This is a genomic window from Kineococcus halophytocola (genome assembly GCF_041276425.1).
Lineage (GTDB): Bacteria > Actinomycetota > Actinomycetes > Actinomycetales > Kineococcaceae > Kineococcus > Kineococcus halophytocola.
Genome location: NZ_JBGFTU010000010.1, coordinates 96,192 through 110,413, shown reverse-complemented (window position 1 = coordinate 110,413; position 14,222 = coordinate 96,192). Strand labels below are relative to the sequence as shown.

General features: G+C 74.6%; 14 protein-coding genes and 1 pseudogene. 8 read left to right on the top strand and 7 right to left on the bottom strand.

Annotation, left to right across the window (positions count from 1 at the left end; genetic code table 11):
- Entirely contained in the window at positions 1–1,062 is a 1,062-nt protein-coding gene (locus AB2L27_RS10570) for a HoxN/HupN/NixA family nickel/cobalt transporter (RefSeq protein ID WP_370441427.1), read from the top strand.
- Positions 1,063–1,071: 9 nt separating this feature from the next.
- On the opposite strand, the gene zapE is transcribed toward AB2L27_RS10570, so the two are convergent.
- The gene (zapE, locus tag AB2L27_RS10565) at positions 1,072–2,133 is read right to left on the bottom strand and encodes a cell division protein ZapE (RefSeq protein WP_370441426.1); all 1,062 of its coding nucleotides are present in this window, start codon (positions 2,131–2,133) and stop codon (positions 1,072–1,074) included.
- A gap of 151 nt (positions 2,134–2,284) precedes the next feature.
- On the opposite strand from zapE, the gene AB2L27_RS10560 reads away from it, so the two are divergent.
- The 4 genes and pseudogenes from AB2L27_RS10560 (at position 2,285) to AB2L27_RS10545 (ending at position 5,110) form a co-directional block, all read left to right on the top strand.
- Positions 2,285–3,199 carry a sulfurtransferase gene (locus AB2L27_RS10560; protein WP_370441425.1) on the top strand — a complete coding sequence of 305 codons (915 nt, stop codon included), beginning with the start codon at positions 2,285–2,287 and terminating at the stop codon, positions 3,197–3,199.
- A gap of 50 nt (positions 3,200–3,249) precedes the next feature.
- Positions 3,250–3,672: a SufE family protein gene (locus tag AB2L27_RS10555; protein WP_370441479.1), complete on the top strand. Its 423-nt coding sequence runs from the start codon at positions 3,250–3,252 to the stop codon at positions 3,670–3,672.
- A gap of 73 nt (positions 3,673–3,745) precedes the next feature.
- A pseudogene (ribA, locus tag AB2L27_RS10550) lies at positions 3,746–4,336 on the top strand (GTP cyclohydrolase II); the annotation flags it as partial.
- Positions 4,337–4,432: 96 nt separating this feature from the next.
- The gene (locus AB2L27_RS10545) at positions 4,433–5,110 is read left to right on the top strand and encodes a RibD family protein (RefSeq protein WP_370441478.1); all 678 of its coding nucleotides are present in this window, start codon (positions 4,433–4,435) and stop codon (positions 5,108–5,110) included.
- Between the two features lie 24 nt (positions 5,111–5,134).
- On the opposite strand, the gene AB2L27_RS10540 is transcribed toward AB2L27_RS10545, so the two are convergent.
- From AB2L27_RS10540 to AB2L27_RS10530, 3 genes are read right to left on the bottom strand one after another with little or no spacing between them, the layout of a single operon-like run.
- On the bottom strand, positions 5,135–5,554 hold the full coding sequence (locus AB2L27_RS10540; RefSeq protein ID WP_370441424.1) for a PPOX class F420-dependent oxidoreductase: 420 nt from the start codon (positions 5,552–5,554) through the stop codon (positions 5,135–5,137).
- Complete coding sequence (locus AB2L27_RS10535; protein ID WP_370441423.1) at positions 5,551–7,074, bottom strand: cryptochrome/photolyase family protein; 1,524 nt, start codon at positions 7,072–7,074, stop codon at positions 5,551–5,553. Before AB2L27_RS10535 ends, AB2L27_RS10540 begins: the two co-directional genes overlap by 4 nt.
- A 48-nt stretch (positions 7,075–7,122) precedes the next feature.
- The gene (locus AB2L27_RS10530; RefSeq protein WP_370441422.1) at positions 7,123–7,935 is read right to left on the bottom strand and encodes an MBL fold metallo-hydrolase; all 813 of its coding nucleotides are present in this window, start codon (positions 7,933–7,935) and stop codon (positions 7,123–7,125) included.
- Between the two features lie 41 nt (positions 7,936–7,976).
- On the opposite strand from AB2L27_RS10530, the gene AB2L27_RS10525 reads away from it, so the two are divergent.
- Genes AB2L27_RS10525 through AB2L27_RS10515 form a run of 3 tightly spaced genes read left to right on the top strand, consistent with a single transcriptional unit; the run spans position 7,977 to position 9,671 of the window.
- Complete coding sequence (locus AB2L27_RS10525; protein WP_370441421.1) at positions 7,977–8,495, top strand: hypothetical protein; 519 nt, start codon at positions 7,977–7,979, stop codon at positions 8,493–8,495.
- Between the two features lies 1 nt (position 8,496).
- Positions 8,497–8,928 (top strand): DUF2243 domain-containing protein, encoded by a 432-nt coding sequence (locus AB2L27_RS10520; protein WP_370441420.1) that lies wholly within the window; start codon positions 8,497–8,499, stop codon positions 8,926–8,928.
- Complete coding sequence (locus tag AB2L27_RS10515) at positions 8,925–9,671, top strand: cytochrome c oxidase assembly protein (protein ID WP_370441419.1); 747 nt, start codon at positions 8,925–8,927, stop codon at positions 9,669–9,671. The genes AB2L27_RS10520 and AB2L27_RS10515 overlap by 4 nt, the downstream gene beginning before the upstream one ends.
- On the opposite strand, the gene AB2L27_RS10510 is transcribed toward AB2L27_RS10515, so the two are convergent.
- The 3 genes from AB2L27_RS10510 to gcvP are packed head-to-tail and all read right to left on the bottom strand — an operon-like array spanning position 9,668 to position 14,146.
- Positions 9,668–10,735, bottom strand: a complete 1,068-nt coding sequence (locus AB2L27_RS10510) for an SPFH domain-containing protein (protein WP_370441418.1) — start codon at positions 10,733–10,735, stop codon at positions 9,668–9,670. The two genes, AB2L27_RS10515 and AB2L27_RS10510, sit on opposite strands and share 4 nt — an antisense overlap.
- 19 nt (positions 10,736–10,754) lie before the next feature.
- On the bottom strand, positions 10,755–11,249 hold the full coding sequence (locus AB2L27_RS10505; protein WP_370441417.1) for an NfeD family protein: 495 nt from the start codon (positions 11,247–11,249) through the stop codon (positions 10,755–10,757).
- A 26-nt stretch (positions 11,250–11,275) separates the two neighbouring features.
- Positions 11,276–14,146, bottom strand: a complete 2,871-nt coding sequence (gene gcvP, locus AB2L27_RS10500; protein ID WP_370441416.1) for an aminomethyl-transferring glycine dehydrogenase — start codon at positions 14,144–14,146, stop codon at positions 11,276–11,278.
- Positions 14,147–14,222: the final 76 nt, after the last annotated feature.

Here is a 14,222-nt window from a genome sequence, read left to right as displayed (position 1 = left end):
GTGCGCTGGACCCGCGACGACTCGCGTCGGCTGCTGCGACTGCTCGGCGTCGTGCTGGCGCTGCACGTGCTCGGCTGGGGCGTGCTGGGCCTGTTCGTCGTCCCGCACGGGTACTCGGTGGGCGAGCAGGTGTTCGGCTGGGGCCTGGGCCTGACCGCGTACGTCTTCGGCGTCCGGCACGCCTTCGACGCCGACCACATCGCCGTCATCGACGGCACGACGCGCAAGCTGACCGGGGACGGTCAGCAGCCGCTGTCGGTGGGGTTCTGGTTCTCCCTGGGGCACTCCAGCGTCGTGTTCGCGATGGCCCTCGTCGTCGCGACCGGGGCCCGGTTCGCGTCCTCGCTCGTGACCGACGGGTCCGGGGCCCACGAGGCGCTGGGGGTGTTCGGGACCTCGGCCGCCGGGGTGTTCCTGTGGGTGATCGGCCTGGTCAACCTGGTGTCCCTGGCCGGCATCCTGCGGACCGCACGCCGGCGGCGGCGCGGTGAGCTCGACGACGCGGCCCTGCGCCAGCACCTCGCCCTCGACGGGGCGGTGGCCCGCGTGCTGCGGCGGTTCACCCGCACGATCCGCTCGCCGCGGCAGATCTACCCCGCCGGCCTGCTCATGGGTCTGGGGTTCGACACCGCCACCGAGGTCGCGCTGCTCGTGCTGGCCGGGACGGCCGCGGTGACGCTGCCCTGGTACGCGGTCCTCGTGCTGCCGGTGCTGTTCACCGCCGGGATGAGCCTGTTCGACACCCTCGACGGGGCGTTCATGAACCTCGCCTACGACTGGGCGCTGGCGAACCCGCTGCGGCGCCTGGCCTACAACGGCGTCGTCACCGGGGTCTCGGTCGCCGTGGCCCTGGGCATCGGCACCGTCCAGCTCACGAGCGTGCTGCACGAGGAACTCGGCCTCGGCGACGCGGTGACGACGTGGGTCTCGGGGCTGAACACCGAGTACGTCGGCTACGCCGTCGCCGGCCTGTTCCTCCTCGTGTGGGTCGCGGCCCTGGTGTGGTGGCGGGCGACGAACCGCCCGGCCACCCCGCAGGGCGCGTCCCGCGAACCGGTCTGAGGGCCGCCCTCACCCCGCGAGCGCGGCCCCGTCCCGGGCCAGGGCCGAGAGCCGCGACACCGCGCGCAGGTACTTCTTGCGGTACCCCCCGCCGAGCAGTTCCTCGGTGAAGACGGCGTCGAAGGGGACCCCGGAGGCCACGACGGGGATGGCCCGGTCGTAGAGGCGGTCGGCCAGGACCACCAGGCGCAGGCCGACCATCTGGTCGCTGACGGTGCCGACGCCCTGCAGGCACACCGCCGACGTCGTCCCGACCATCGCGCCGTACCGGCTGGGGTGGACCTCGGCCAGGTGGGCCAGGACCCGGGCGAAGGGGTCGAACGTCGCCCCCTCGCGGCCGGTGGCGACGCGGCGGACCGTCTCGTCGGACAGCGGTTCGGGGGCGGCCGGGGACCCGCGGTGGCGGTAGTCCTCCCCGTCGACGCGCTGGACGGCGAACTGGCCCGCGAGCGCCTGGATCTCGCGCTGGAAGTCCTGGGCGGCGAAGCGGCCCTCCCCCAGCGCCCCGGGCAGGGTGTTCGACGTCGCCGCCAGCTTCACGCCGCGGTCGACGAGCTCGCGCATGAGCCGGGACATGAGCACCGTGTCGCCGGGGTCGTCGAGCTCGAACTCGTCGATGCAGACGAGGTGGTGGGGGGCGAGGGCCTCGACGGCGGGCAGGAACCCGAGGGCCCCGACGAGGTTGGTGTACTCCACGAAGGTGCCGTACGCCGCCGTGCGGCCACCCTCGGTGACGACCTGGTGGTAGAGCGAGGACAGCAGGTGGGTCTTGCCGACGCCGAAGCCGCCGTCGAGGTAGATCCCGGGCGGCCCCGAGGGCGCGCTGCGGCGCCGGAACAGGCCCTTGCGGGCGGAGTCCCCCCGCACGACGCCCTCCCCGAACGCGGACATCCCGGCGACGGCCTCGGCCTGGGAGGGGTGCTCGGGGGCGGGCACGTAGGTGGAGAACCGCACGTCGGCGAACCGCGGCGGCGGCACGAGCTCGGCGACCAGCTGCTCCGGGGGGACCCGCGGGTCGCGGTCGGCCAGGGAGTCCAGTCCGGCCTCGGGCCGTGGGGGGGAACCGGTCACGACCGTCCAGGGTAGTGAACGGGTGCGGGCGCGCTCGGCGGGGTCTGGCAGGATCACCGGCGGCGGGAACGAAGACCGCGCCTCCTCGGTTGCACCGGGGAGCTGCGGTGGCCGGACCGCCACCGCCCGCCGAGTCGCTGGAGGACCGACCGTGAGCACGCCGCTGGACACCGACGCCAAGCTCGCCGCGTACGCGCACCCCGAGAAGCTCGTGACGACGGCCTGGCTGGCCGACCGCCTCGGGGACGAGGGGCTGGTGGTCGTCGAGAGCGACGAGGACGTCCTGCTGTGGGACACCGGTCACATCCCCGGGTCGGTCAAGGTCGACTGGCACACCGAGCTGAACGACCCCGTGACGCGCGACTACGTCGACGGCGAGGGCTTCGCCCGGCTCATGGCCGCCAAGGGCATCTCCCGCGAGGACACGGTCGTCATCTACGGCGACAAGAACAACTGGTGGGCCGCGTACGCCCTGTGGGTGTTCACGCTGTTCGGGCACCCCGACGTGCGGCTGCTGGACGGCGGCCGGGCCAAGTGGATCGCCGAGGGCCGGGAGACGACCACCGAGGTGACGCAGCGCCCGGCGACGGACTACCCCGTCGTGCAGCGCGAGGACGGGCCGGTCCGCGCGTTCAAGGAGGACGTCCTGGCCCACCTGCGGGCCCCCGGCGGCGGCAAGCTCGTCGACGTCCGCTCCCCGCAGGAGTACACGGGCGAGCGCACGCACATGCCCGACTACCCCGAGGAGGGCACGGTCCGCGGCGGTCACATCCCCGGCGCCGACAGCGTGCCGTGGGCGCGCGCGGCCGCCGAGGACGGGACGTTCAAGTCCCGCGAGGACCTGGAGGCGATCTACCAGGGCGAGAAGGGCCTGTCCCCCGACGACGAGGTCATCGCTTACTGCCGCATCGGGGAACGCTCCAGCCACACCTGGTTCGTGCTGTCCCAGCTCCTCGGGTTCGGCGCGGTGCGCAACTACGACGGCTCGTGGACGGAGTGGGGCAACGCCGTGCGCGTGCCCATCGTGAAGGGGCCCGAGAAGGGCTCCACGGGGACGACGGCGTGAGCGGGCCGGCCGGTCTGGACGACACCCCCACCGCCGGGCTGCCCCCGGCGATGGCCGGGATCGTCGAGGACTTCCAGGCCCTGCCCGAGCGCGAGCGCCTGCAGCTCCTGCTGGAGTTCAGCCAGGGGCTCAAGCCGCTGCCGGCGGAGTTCGAGGGCCACCTGGAGAAGATGGAGCGCGTCGACGAGTGCCAGTCGCCCGTCTTCATCTCCGTCGACGTGGAGGGCCCGGACGCGGGGAACGCGGTGCACCTGCACGTGTCCGCACCCCCGGAGGCGCCGACGACGCGGGGGTTCGCGGGGGTCCTGCAGGAGGGCCTGGAGGGTCTGCCCGCGCAGGTGGTCCTGGACCTGCCGGGGGACGTGTGCCACCGGCTGGGCCTGGACCAGGCGGTCAGCCCGCTGCGGATGCGGGGCATGACCGGGATGCTGGCGCGGGTCAAGCGCCAGGTGAGGGTCGCGACCGCGGCCTGACACGGAGGGAACGCACGTGACAGATCTCCAGGAGTCGAACAGCGAGCTGCTGGGGCACCACCCGTCCCTGCCGGTGGTCCGGGTCGGTGAGGCGACGCTGCCCACCACCTCGGGCACCTTCCGGGCCGTGTCCCACCGGCAGGCCGACGGGGTCGAGCACCTGGCCCTCGTCGTCGGTGAGGTCGGCGACGGGCACGAGGTGCTCGTGCGCCTGCACTCCGAGTGCCTGACCGGCGACGTCCTCGGCTCGCTGCGCTGCGACTGCGGTCCGCAGCTGCACGCGGCGCTGGACGCGATCTCGGCCGAGGGCCGCGGCATCGTCCTGTACCTGCGCGGGCAGGAGGGCCGGGGCATCGGCCTGGCGGAGAAGATCGCGGCCTACGCCCTGCAGGAGCAGGGCCGCGACACCGTCGAGGCCAACCTGGACCTGGGGTTGCCCGTGGACGCCCGCGACTACACCGGCGCCGCGGCCGTCCTGCGCGACCTGGGGGTGCGCGACGTCGAGCTGATGACGCACAACCCGGTGAAGGTCGAGGCGCTGGAGGCGCACGGCGTGCCCGTGGTGCGCCGGCGCGACCTGCCGGTGACGCCGACGAGCGACAACCTGCGGTACCTGCGCACCAAGCGCGACCGGATGGGCCACCGCCTGCCCGGGATGGGCTGAGCCGTGAGCATCGACACCCGGCCCGGTGCGGGGTCGACGGGGTCGACGGGGTCGACGGGCTCGGCGGGTTCGGCGGCCCTGGACGACTGGTCCGCGTTGCTGGAGCTGGCCCGCGAGGAGGACCCGGTGCTGGTCGCGGCGGGCCTGCGCGCCCGCGCCGGGGGCGAGCTCGTCGACCGCTACGCCCCGCTGCTGCTGGCCGGGCGCCGCGGGGTCGTCGCCCAGCTCGGCCAGAGCCTGGACGGGTGCATCGCCACGGCCTCGGGCGACGCGGCCTTCGTCACCGGCGACGCCGACCGGGAGCACCTGCACCGGTTGCGCGCCCTCGTCGACGCGGTCGTCGTGGGACCGGGGACGGTGCACGCGGACGACCCGCAGCTGACGGTGCGGGCGGTGACCGGTCCCAACCCCGTGCGCGTGGTGCTGGACCCGCGCGACAGCCTGCGCGACCGCGCCGTGCTGGCCGACCCGGCCACGGTGCACGTGCGCGGGGACGTCGCCCGCGACCCGGCCGCGGTGCTGGCGGTGCTGCGCGAGCGCGGGTTGCGCCGCGTCCTCGTCGAGGGCGGGGGCACCACGGTGAGCCGGTGGGTCGACGCCGGGCTGGTGGACCGCCTGTTCCTCACCGTCGCCCCGCTCGTCGTCGGTCGCGGCGGGCGGCGCGGTCTGGCCCTGCCCGACGTCGAGCCGCTGCGGGACTGCCTGCGCCCGCCCGCCCGCCGGCACCTGCTGGGTGAGGACGTGTGCTTCGAGCTGGACCTGCGCGCCGGTTAGGGGTCCAGGGTCAGGGCTCCACGGTCAGGGCTCCACGGTCAGGGCCACCGCGACGCGCCGGCCCGTGGTGCGGCCCCGGCGCCGCACCAGCCCCTCCACGGCCTGGAACAGCGAGAACTCCAGGCCGTACTTGCCGGCGAGCGCGCGCTCGACCTCCGGCAGCCGGTCGTCGGGCAGCACCTGGGCCGTCCCGTCGACGGGACGGCCCAGGGGTGTGCCGCGGCGGCTGCACGGGGCGAGCAGGACGTGGGGGTCGCGCCGGATGCGCTTGACCTTCCCCGTGCCGTCCTGGGTCACGAGCACGAGGCGACCGTCGCCCAGGGGGGCCGCCCACACGGGGGTCGGGACGAGGCGACCGTCCCGGCAGAAGGTCGTCAGCAGGACGTAGGACGTCCCGGCGAGCAGTTCGGTCACCCGGTCGGTCCGGTCGGCACGATCGGTCACGGTGGTCCACTCCCTCTCTCGCTCTCCTGGTGCAGCACGCCGTCGAGGTCGCGCAGCCGGTCCAGCCCGCGCAGGGCCTGCGTCATCCGCCGGTTGCCCTCCAGCTGCTCGCGGTGCCCGGCCAGGAAGTTCCAGTACCCGGCGGTGAACGGGCACGCGTCCTGCCCGACCCGCACCTTCGGGTCGTAGCGGCAGCCGCCGCAGAAGTCGCTCATCCGGTCGATGTAGGCGCCCCCGGAGGCGTACGGCTTGGTGGCCAGGACCCCGTGGTCGGCGTGCTGGGACATGCCGACCACGTTCGTCGTCATGACCCAGTCGTAGCCGTCGACGAAGTTGCGCCAGAACCAGTCCGCGAGGTCGCCCGGGTGGTAGCCGCGTTGCAGGCCCCAGTTCCCCAGCACCATGAGCCGCGGGATGTGGTGCACCCACCCCTCGTCGCGGACGCCGGCCAGGACGTGGTGCAGGCAGTTCGCCTCGACCGCGTCGGCGTCGAGGTCGGCGAACCACTGCGGTAGTTCCGTCCGGGCGCCCAACGCGTTGCGGCGCTTGTAGTCCTCGCCCAGGTGCCAGTACAGGTGCCAGGTGTAGGAGCGCCAGCCGACGACCTGCCGGACGAAACCCTCCACGGAGGCGAGGCGGACGTCGTGGGCGCGCCCGTGCTCCTCGGCCCGGCGGGCGACCTCGACGGGGTCGAGCAGGCCGAGGTTCATCGGCGCCGACAGCAGCGAGTGCGACATCCACGGGTCCTGGGTCAGCATCGCGTCCTCGTAGACGCCGAACTGCTCGAGGCGGTCGGTGAGGAACCGGCGCAGCCCGCGCAGCGCCTCCCGGCGGGTGACGGCGAACCGGCGGGGTCCGTCGACGCCGGTGAACTCCACCCCCTCGTCGCGTTCCCAGCGGTCCAGGTCGGCGCGGACCTCCTCGTCGATCTCGTCCTCGACCGGCCACCAGGGTTCGCGCACGTCCAGGCTCGTCCGCTTCCTCGGCGGTCCCTGCCGGTTGTCGTGGTCGTAGTTCCAGGACCCGCCGACGGGCTTCTCGCCGTCCATGAGCAGGCCGTGGTGGCGCCGCACGTCCCGGTAGAAGTCCTCCATGAGCAGGCGCTTGTCGCCGCGCTGGTGCGCCCAGTGCGCGAACTGCGCCTCGGAGACGACGAAACCCCGCGAGGCCAGGACCTCGACGTCGTCCAGGCGCCGGACGAAGCGGCGTGCGACGTACGACGTCGGGTCGCACACGCTGACCGGTTCCCCGCACTCGGCCAGACCCTCGCGGTAGGTGCGGGCCCGGACGAACACGGCCTGGTCCCCCAGCTCGGCGGCCCGGTGCCGCAGCGCGGACAGGATGAGGTGGGCCTTGCGACGGTGGAACCGTCCCCGGCGGAAGACGTCCACGGACTCCACGAGCAGCACCGGCTGGCGCGGGGCGTCGAGGAAGTGCGGGCCGAGCTGGTCGGCGAACAGCCATCGCCGGGTGCCCGGGGACCGTTCCGGCAGCGGCGTCGGCTCGTCAGGGGTCGGCACGACCCCACTGTGGCGACCCTCCGCCCGCCCGGCACCTCGGGAGGGGGCTCAGAACCAGGCGGTCTCCCCGCGTTCCACGCAGCGCACGACGTCCCCGAGCCCGCGCCGGCCCATCTCCCCGGTGAAGTCGGACCGGGGCGAGCGGAAGACGCCGTAGTCGTCGTGGTGGACCGGGACGGCGGCCGCGGGGCGGACGAGCTCGACGAGGTCGGTCCCGGCCACGCCGTCCATCGTCACGACCAGACCCCGCGGCGACCCCGGCGGCAGCGTCGTGCCGCCCAGGTGCAGGACGGCCAGGTCCAGCTCGGGGTAGCGCACCGGCAGCTCGGACAACTCCGGGACGACGAGGGTGTCTCCCGAGACGTAGACGCGCCGGCGCACCGGTCCCCCGACGGCCCCGAACTCCAGCACGCTACCCATGACCGGCGGCAGCAGCGCCCGCACCGGCCCGCGGGCGTGCCGGCCCGGCACCGCGGTCACCCGCACCTGCTCCGAGCCCGCGACGAGGACGTGGTCGTCCCACGTCCCGAGCCCGTGGACGTCCTCGAAGCCGTACCGGCGCTCCAGGCGGCGCCGGGCGTGCGGGGTCGTCAGGACCGGGACGGTCGCGTCCAGACCGCGGCGGGCGACCCGGTCGACGTGGTCGCCGTGCAGGTGCGAGAGCACGACTCCGCTCAGCGGGGGCAGGTCCCCGACCGCGAGCGCCGGCTCGGTCCGCCGCCGGGACACCATCCCGTACCCGAGGTGGGCGAACTGGCCGGCGTGCAGGAAGTTCGGATCGGTCAGCACCGTCACCGCCCCCCACCGCAGCAGGACCGTGGCGGTGCCGATGAAGGTCAGGGCCAGGCGGGGAGCGTCCACGCCGGGGGGTTACCCGCCCGCGGCCCGGGTAGTCGCCCCGTGTGGATGCTCCTTCCCCGCACGACCTGCTCACCGTCTACCTCGGCGACCACCTCGCCGGGGCCAGCGCCGGCCGGGCGCGCCTGGCCCGGGCGGCCCGGGCGCACGCCGGGACCGAGACCGGCCGGGTCCTGGCGGACCTGCACACCGAGGTGGTCGCCGACCGGCGCGAGCTGCTGCGCTGGATGCGGGCCCTGCAGGTGCCGCGGCGCCGGCACCTGCAGGTCGCGGCGCGCGTCGTGGAGGCGCTGGGGGCCCTGAAGCCCAACGGCCGCCTCGTGCGCCGGTCCCCGTTGCGCACGGTCGTGGAGCTGGAGGCGCTGCTGCTGGGGGTGGAGGGCAAGGCCGCGGGGTGGCGCAGCCTGCGGGAGCTGGCCGAGGCCGGCGGTCCAGCGGGGTCGCGGCTGGACGCCCGGTCCGCCGGCACCTCCTTCGACGTCCTGCTCGAGCGCGCCGAACGGCAGGCCGCGCGGCTGGAGGAGCTGCGCCGCAGCGCCGTGCGCGACGTGCTGGCCGGTTGAGGTGACCGGGCGCTCGCTGGTGGCCGGTCTGCTCTGCGGGGTGGGTCTGGCCGGGTTCCTCGACGAGGTGGTCTTCCACCAGCTGCTGCACTGGCACCACTTCTACGACCGGTCCACCAGCACCGTCGGGCTCGTCTCGGACGGCTGGTTCCACGCGGGCAGCTGGCTGGCCACCGTCGCCGGGCTGTTCGTCGTGGCCGACCTGCAGCGCCGGCACGCGCTGGTGGGCCGGCGGGTGGCCGCCGGTGTCCTGCTGGGGTGGGGCGGGTTCCAGCTCTACGACGGTCTGGTGCAGCACAAGGTGCTGGGGTTGCACCAGATCCGCTACGACGTGGAGCTGCTGCCCTACGACCTGGTGTGGAACCTCACCGGGGCCCTCGGGGTGCTCGTCGGCGTCCTGCTGCTGGTGCGGCGGGGGCGGGCGCGCGCGTGACGTGGGCGGGGCTGCTCGTGCCCGCCGTCCTCCTGCCCGCGGGGTACCTCGCCCTCGAGCAGGTGCTGCACCGGCGCGGGGACGCCTGGCCCGTGGCCCGCAGCGCCGCGGTGCTGGCGGCGGGGGCGCTGCTGGCGGTGGCGGCGTCGTGGCCCGAGGCCGGGCCCGCCGGGGCCGGGGTCGCCGAGACCGTCCGGCACCTGCTCGCGACGATGGCCGCCCCGGTGCTGCTGGCCCTGTCCGGCCCGGTCGCGCTCGTCCTGCGCGTGCTGCCGCCCCGTCCCCGGCGGGTCCTGGTGCGGCTGCTGCACAGCCGGTGGGCGCGTGCCGTCACCTGGTGGCCGGTCGCGACGGTCCTGGCGGCCTCGGGCGCCCCGCTGTTCTACCTGGCCCCGGTCCCGCACGGGCTCCACGGGCCGCTCATGGTCCACACGGCCCTGGCGAGCTGGTTGTTCGCCACCGTCGTGGCCGGTCCCGACCCCGTGCGGGGCCGGCCGGGCGCGGTGACGAGCACCCTGGCCCTGCTCGTCGTGGCCGCCGTGCACGGGGTGAGCGCGAAGCTGTGGTTCGCGGCGGGCGCGGGACCGGCCGCGGAGCTGCTGTTCGTGGGCGGCGACGTCGTCGAGGTCGCCACGGCGGTCGCCGTGTGGGCCCGGTGGTACCGGCGCACGGCGCCGCGACCCGCTGCCGGGCCGGTCCGCGGGCGGACGTCCCCCGGCCGGGGCGCGGCGGTGCCGCGCTAGTCGTCCTTGCCCAGGCGGGTCGCGCCCTCGGCGTCACGGGTGGCGCCGGCGGCCTCCTCGCGGGCCCGCTTGAGCGCCTCGGCCGGGTCCTCCAGCACGACCTCGGGCAGGCCCGCGTCGTGCGTCTCCCCGCCCTCCCGGGCGTCGTCGCGGCGCCGCGGGGAGGCCCCGTCGCCCCCGTCGGGACCCCCGTGGGCGGAGAACATGGAGCCGAAGCCCTTGAGGGCGTCGTTGAGCTCGCTGGGGACGATCCACACCTTGTTCGCGTCGCCCTTGGCGATCTGCGGCAGCGTCTGCAGGTACTGGTAGGCCAGCAGCTTCGGGTCCGGGTCGCCGCGGTGGATGGCGTCGAAGACCTGGGTGATGGCCTTGGCCTCACCCTGGGACTTCAGGATCGCGGCCTGGGCCTGACCCTCGGCCCGCAGGATGGAGGACTGCTTCTCCCCCTCGGCGGTGAGGATCTGGGACTGCTTCAGGCCCTCGGCGTTGAGGATGGCCGCGCGCCGGTCGCGTTCGGCGCGCATCTGCTTCTCCATCGAGTCCTGCACGCTGGCGGGCGGGTCGATCGCCTTGAGCTCCACGCGGTTCACGCGGATGCCCCAGCGGCCGGTGGCGTCGTCGAGGACCCCGCGCAGCTGGCCGTTGATCTGGTCGCGGCTGGTGAGGGTCTGCTCGAGGTCGAGCGAGCCGATGACGTTGCGCAGCGTCGTGACCGTGAGCTGCTCGATGCCCTGGATGTAGTTCGCGATCTCGTACGTCGCCGACTTCGGGTCCGTGGGCTGGTAGTAGATGACCGTGTCGATGCTGACGACGAGGTTGTCGGAGGTGATGACCGGCTGCGGCGGGAAGGAGACGACCTGCTCGCGCAGGTCGACGTTGGCGCGCACCTTGTCGATGAACGGCACGAGGAAGTGCAGACCGGCGTCCAGCGTGCGCGAGTAGCGCCCGAGCCGTTCGACGATGACGGCCGTGGCCTGCGGGACGATCCGGATCGTCCGGATGATGACCGTCACCACGAAGAGGATGACGAGCACCAGGACGATGAGGGTCACGACGTTGTCCATCAGAATGCCTCTCGGTCCATCACGGTTCCCCCGGGATCGCCGTCGGGGGTGGGGCTGCGGGCAGGGGCCCGACGACGGCGGTGGCGCCGTCGATCGCGGTGACCACGACGTCGGCACCGGCCGCGAAGACGGGACCGGCCGAGCGGGCCGACCACGTCTCCCCCGCCAGCTTGACCTGCCCGCCGCGGACGGTGACGTCGGCGAGCACGATCGCGGGCCGCCCGACGAGGGCGGCGGAGTTCGTCGTGCCGACCGGGGGCATCCGCAGGCGCCGGAGCAGGACGGGACGGATGGTCCCGATGAGCAGCCCGGCGACGAGCGCCGCCACGAGCACCTGCCCGACGAACCCCAGCCCGAGCGCGTCGGCGGCGGCGCCCGCGAGGGCGCCGCCGGCGAGCATGGCGAAGACCAGGTCGATCGCGGTGATCTCCAGGATCCCCAGGACGAGCGCGGCCGCGATCCACAGCAGCCAGCTGCGGTCGAGCACGGCGTCCAGGAACTCCACGGTGATCACCCCCTGGCGGTGATCCTACGCACCGGTCAGTACTCCGACAGCGGCGGGCACGAGCACACGAGGTTGCGGTCCCCGGCCGCGCCGTCGATGCGGCGCACCGGCGGCCAGTACTTCGTGCGCGGGTCCGTCCCGGCCGGGTAGACGGCCTCGGCGCGCGTGTAGGGGTGGTCCCACTCCCCCACGAGGCTGGCCGCGGTGTGCGGGGCGTGCCGCAGCGGGGAGTCCTCCACGGCCCAGCGGCCGTCGGCGATCTCCTGCACCTCCGCGGCGATGGCGAGCATCGCGTCGCAGAACCGGTCCAGCTCGGCCAGGTCCTCGCTCTCGGTGGGTTCGACCATGAGCGTGCCCGCGACGGGGAACGACATCGTCGGGGCGTGGAACCCGTGGTCGATGAGCCGCTTGGCGACGTCGTCGACCGTGACGCCGGTGGCCTTCGTCATCGGCCGCAGGTCCAGGATGCACTCGTGGGCCACGAGCCCGCCCGGACCCCGGTACAGGACGGGGAACGCCTCGGACAGCCGGGCCGCGACGTAGTTCGCCGACAGGACCGCCTGGACCGTGGCGGCGCGCAGGCCGTCGGGGCCCATGAGCCGCAGGTACGCCCACGGGATCGGCAGGATGCCCGCGGACCCGAACGGGGCCGCCGAGACCATCCCGACGCCGCCGGCGTCCGGGGCCGTGGAGGGCAGGAACGGCGCGAGGTGGGAGCGGACCGCGACGGGCCCGACACCCGGGCCGCCACCGCCGTGCGGGATGCAGAACGTCTTGTGCAGGTTCAGGTGGGAGACGTCGGCGCCGAACTTCCCCGGCCGGGCCAGCCCGACGAGGGCGTTGAGGTTGGCGCCGTCGACGTAGACCTGACCGCCCGCGTCGTGGACGAGGCCGCAGACCTCGCGGATGGACTCCTCGTAGACCCCGTGGGTCGAGGGGTAGGTGACCATGAGCGCGGCGAGGTCGTCGGCATGCTGGGAGACCTTGGCGCGCAGGTCCTCGAGGTCGACGTTGCCGGCCTCGTCGCACGCCACGACGACGACCTTCAGGCCGGCCATGACCGCGCTGGCGGCGTTCGTGCCGTGGGCGGAGCTCGGGATGAGGCAGATCGTGCGTTCCCCGTGCCCCTGCGCCACGTGGAAGGCGCGGATGGCCAGGAGCCCGGCGAACTCGCCCTGCGAACCGGCGTTGGGCTGCAACGAGACCGCGTCGTACCCGGTCACCTCGGCGAGCCAGCGCTCGAGGTCGGCGACGAGCTCGGCGGTGCCCGCGAGCTGGTCGGCGGGGGCGTAGGGGTGCAGGTCGGCGAACTCGGGCCAGGAGATCGGCTCCAGCTCGGTCGTCGCGTTGAGCTTCATCGTGCACGACCCCAGCGGGATCGCGCCGCGGTCCAGGGCGTAGTCGGCGTCGGACAGGCGGGCCAGGTAGCGCAGCATCGCCGTCTCGGACCGGTGCTGCGAGAACACCGGGTGGGTCAGGAACTCCGAGGTGCGGCGCAGGTGCGCGGGCAGGGCGGCCTCGGCGGCGACCTCGGCCGCCTCGATCCCGAAACCGCGCAGGGCCGCGGCGACGTGCGCCTCCGACGTCGTCTCGTCGACGGTGATGCCGACGTGGTCGGCGTCGACGCGGCGCAGGTTCACCCCCGCCTCCAGGGCGGCGGCCACGACCTCGTCCGCGCGACCGGGAACGCGGGCCAGCACGGTGTCGAAGAAGTCCGCGTGCACGACCTCCACCCCGCCCTCGCGCAGCTGCTGCGCGAGCGCGGACGCGCGGCGGGCCACCTGCAGACCGATGGCGCGCAGGCCGTCCGGGCCGTGCCAGACCGCGTAGCACCCGGCCATGACGGCCAGCAGCACCTGGGCGGTGCAGATGTTCGACGTCGCCTTGTCGCGGCGGATGTGCTGCTCGCGGGTCTGCAGGGCCAGGCGGTAGGCCGCGTTCCCGTCCGCGTCCACCGAGACCCCGACGAGCCGGCCCGGCAGCGAGCGTTCCAGGCCCTTGCGGACGGCCATGTACGCGGCGTGCGGGCCACCGGCGCCCATCGGGACGCCGAACCGCTGGCTGGACCCGACGGCCACGTCGGCGCCGAACTCGGCCGGCGGGACGAGGACGGTGAGGGCCAGCAGGTCGGCCGCGGCCACGGTGACGGCCCCGCGGGCCTTGGCGTCGGCGACGACGCCCGCGAGGTCGCGGACCCGACCCGACGTGCCGGGGTACTGCACGAGCAGGCCGAACACGTCGCCGGTCGCGGCGAACGGGTCGGGGGCGTCGAGGTCGACGAGGGCCAGCTCGATCCCCAGCGGCACGGCGCGCGTGCGCAGGACGGCGAGGGTCTGCGGCAGGACGTCGGCGTCGACGGCGAACACCGCCCCCTTCGGCGCCTTGGACGTGCGCCGGGCCAGGGTCATCGCCTCGGCCGCGGCGGTGCCCTCGTCGAGCAGGGAGGCGTTGGCGATGTCGAGGCCGGTGAGGTCGGTGACCGCGGTCTGGAAGTTCAGCAGCGCCTCGAGCCGGCCCTGGGAGATCTCCGGCTGGTAGGGCGTGTACGCCGTGTACCAGGCGGGGTCCTCCAGGACGTTGCGCCGCACCACGGCCGGGGTGCGGGTGCCGTGGTAGCCCATCCCGAGGAGGGACGGTACGACGCGGTTGCGGCCGGCCAGGGCGCGCAGCGCGGCCGTCACCGACGTCTCGTCCAGCGCCTCGGGCAGGTCCAGGACCCCGTCGCGGATGCCCGCGGGCACGGCCCGGTCGACGAGCTCGTCGAGGGAGGCCAGCCCGACGACGTCCAGCATCCGGGCCACGGCCGCGGCGTCGGGCCCGATGTGGCGGGCGCTGAACGGCAGGGCGGCGGGCTCGGGGGCGACCTCGGGCAGGTCGCGGGCGAGGGGCAGGGACGGCGAGGTCATGGACGCTCCGGAGGTCTGGCGATGCGCGGACGGACCTCCCCGTCTGTCACGCACCGCGGGCGGGGCGTTCCAGAGC

Coding starts and splice junctions, on each gene's coding strand:
- AB2L27_RS10555 (WP_370441479.1), top strand. CDS start 3,250: ATGGCCGGGATCGTCGAGGACTTCCAGGCCCTGCCCGAGCGCGAGCGC.
- AB2L27_RS10510 (WP_370441418.1), bottom strand. CDS start 10,735: ATGGACAACGTCGTGACCCTCATCGTCCTGGTGCTCGTCATCCTCTTC.
- gcvP (WP_370441416.1), bottom strand. CDS start 14,146: ATGACCTCGCCGTCCCTGCCCCTCGCCCGCGACCTGCCCGAGGTCGCC.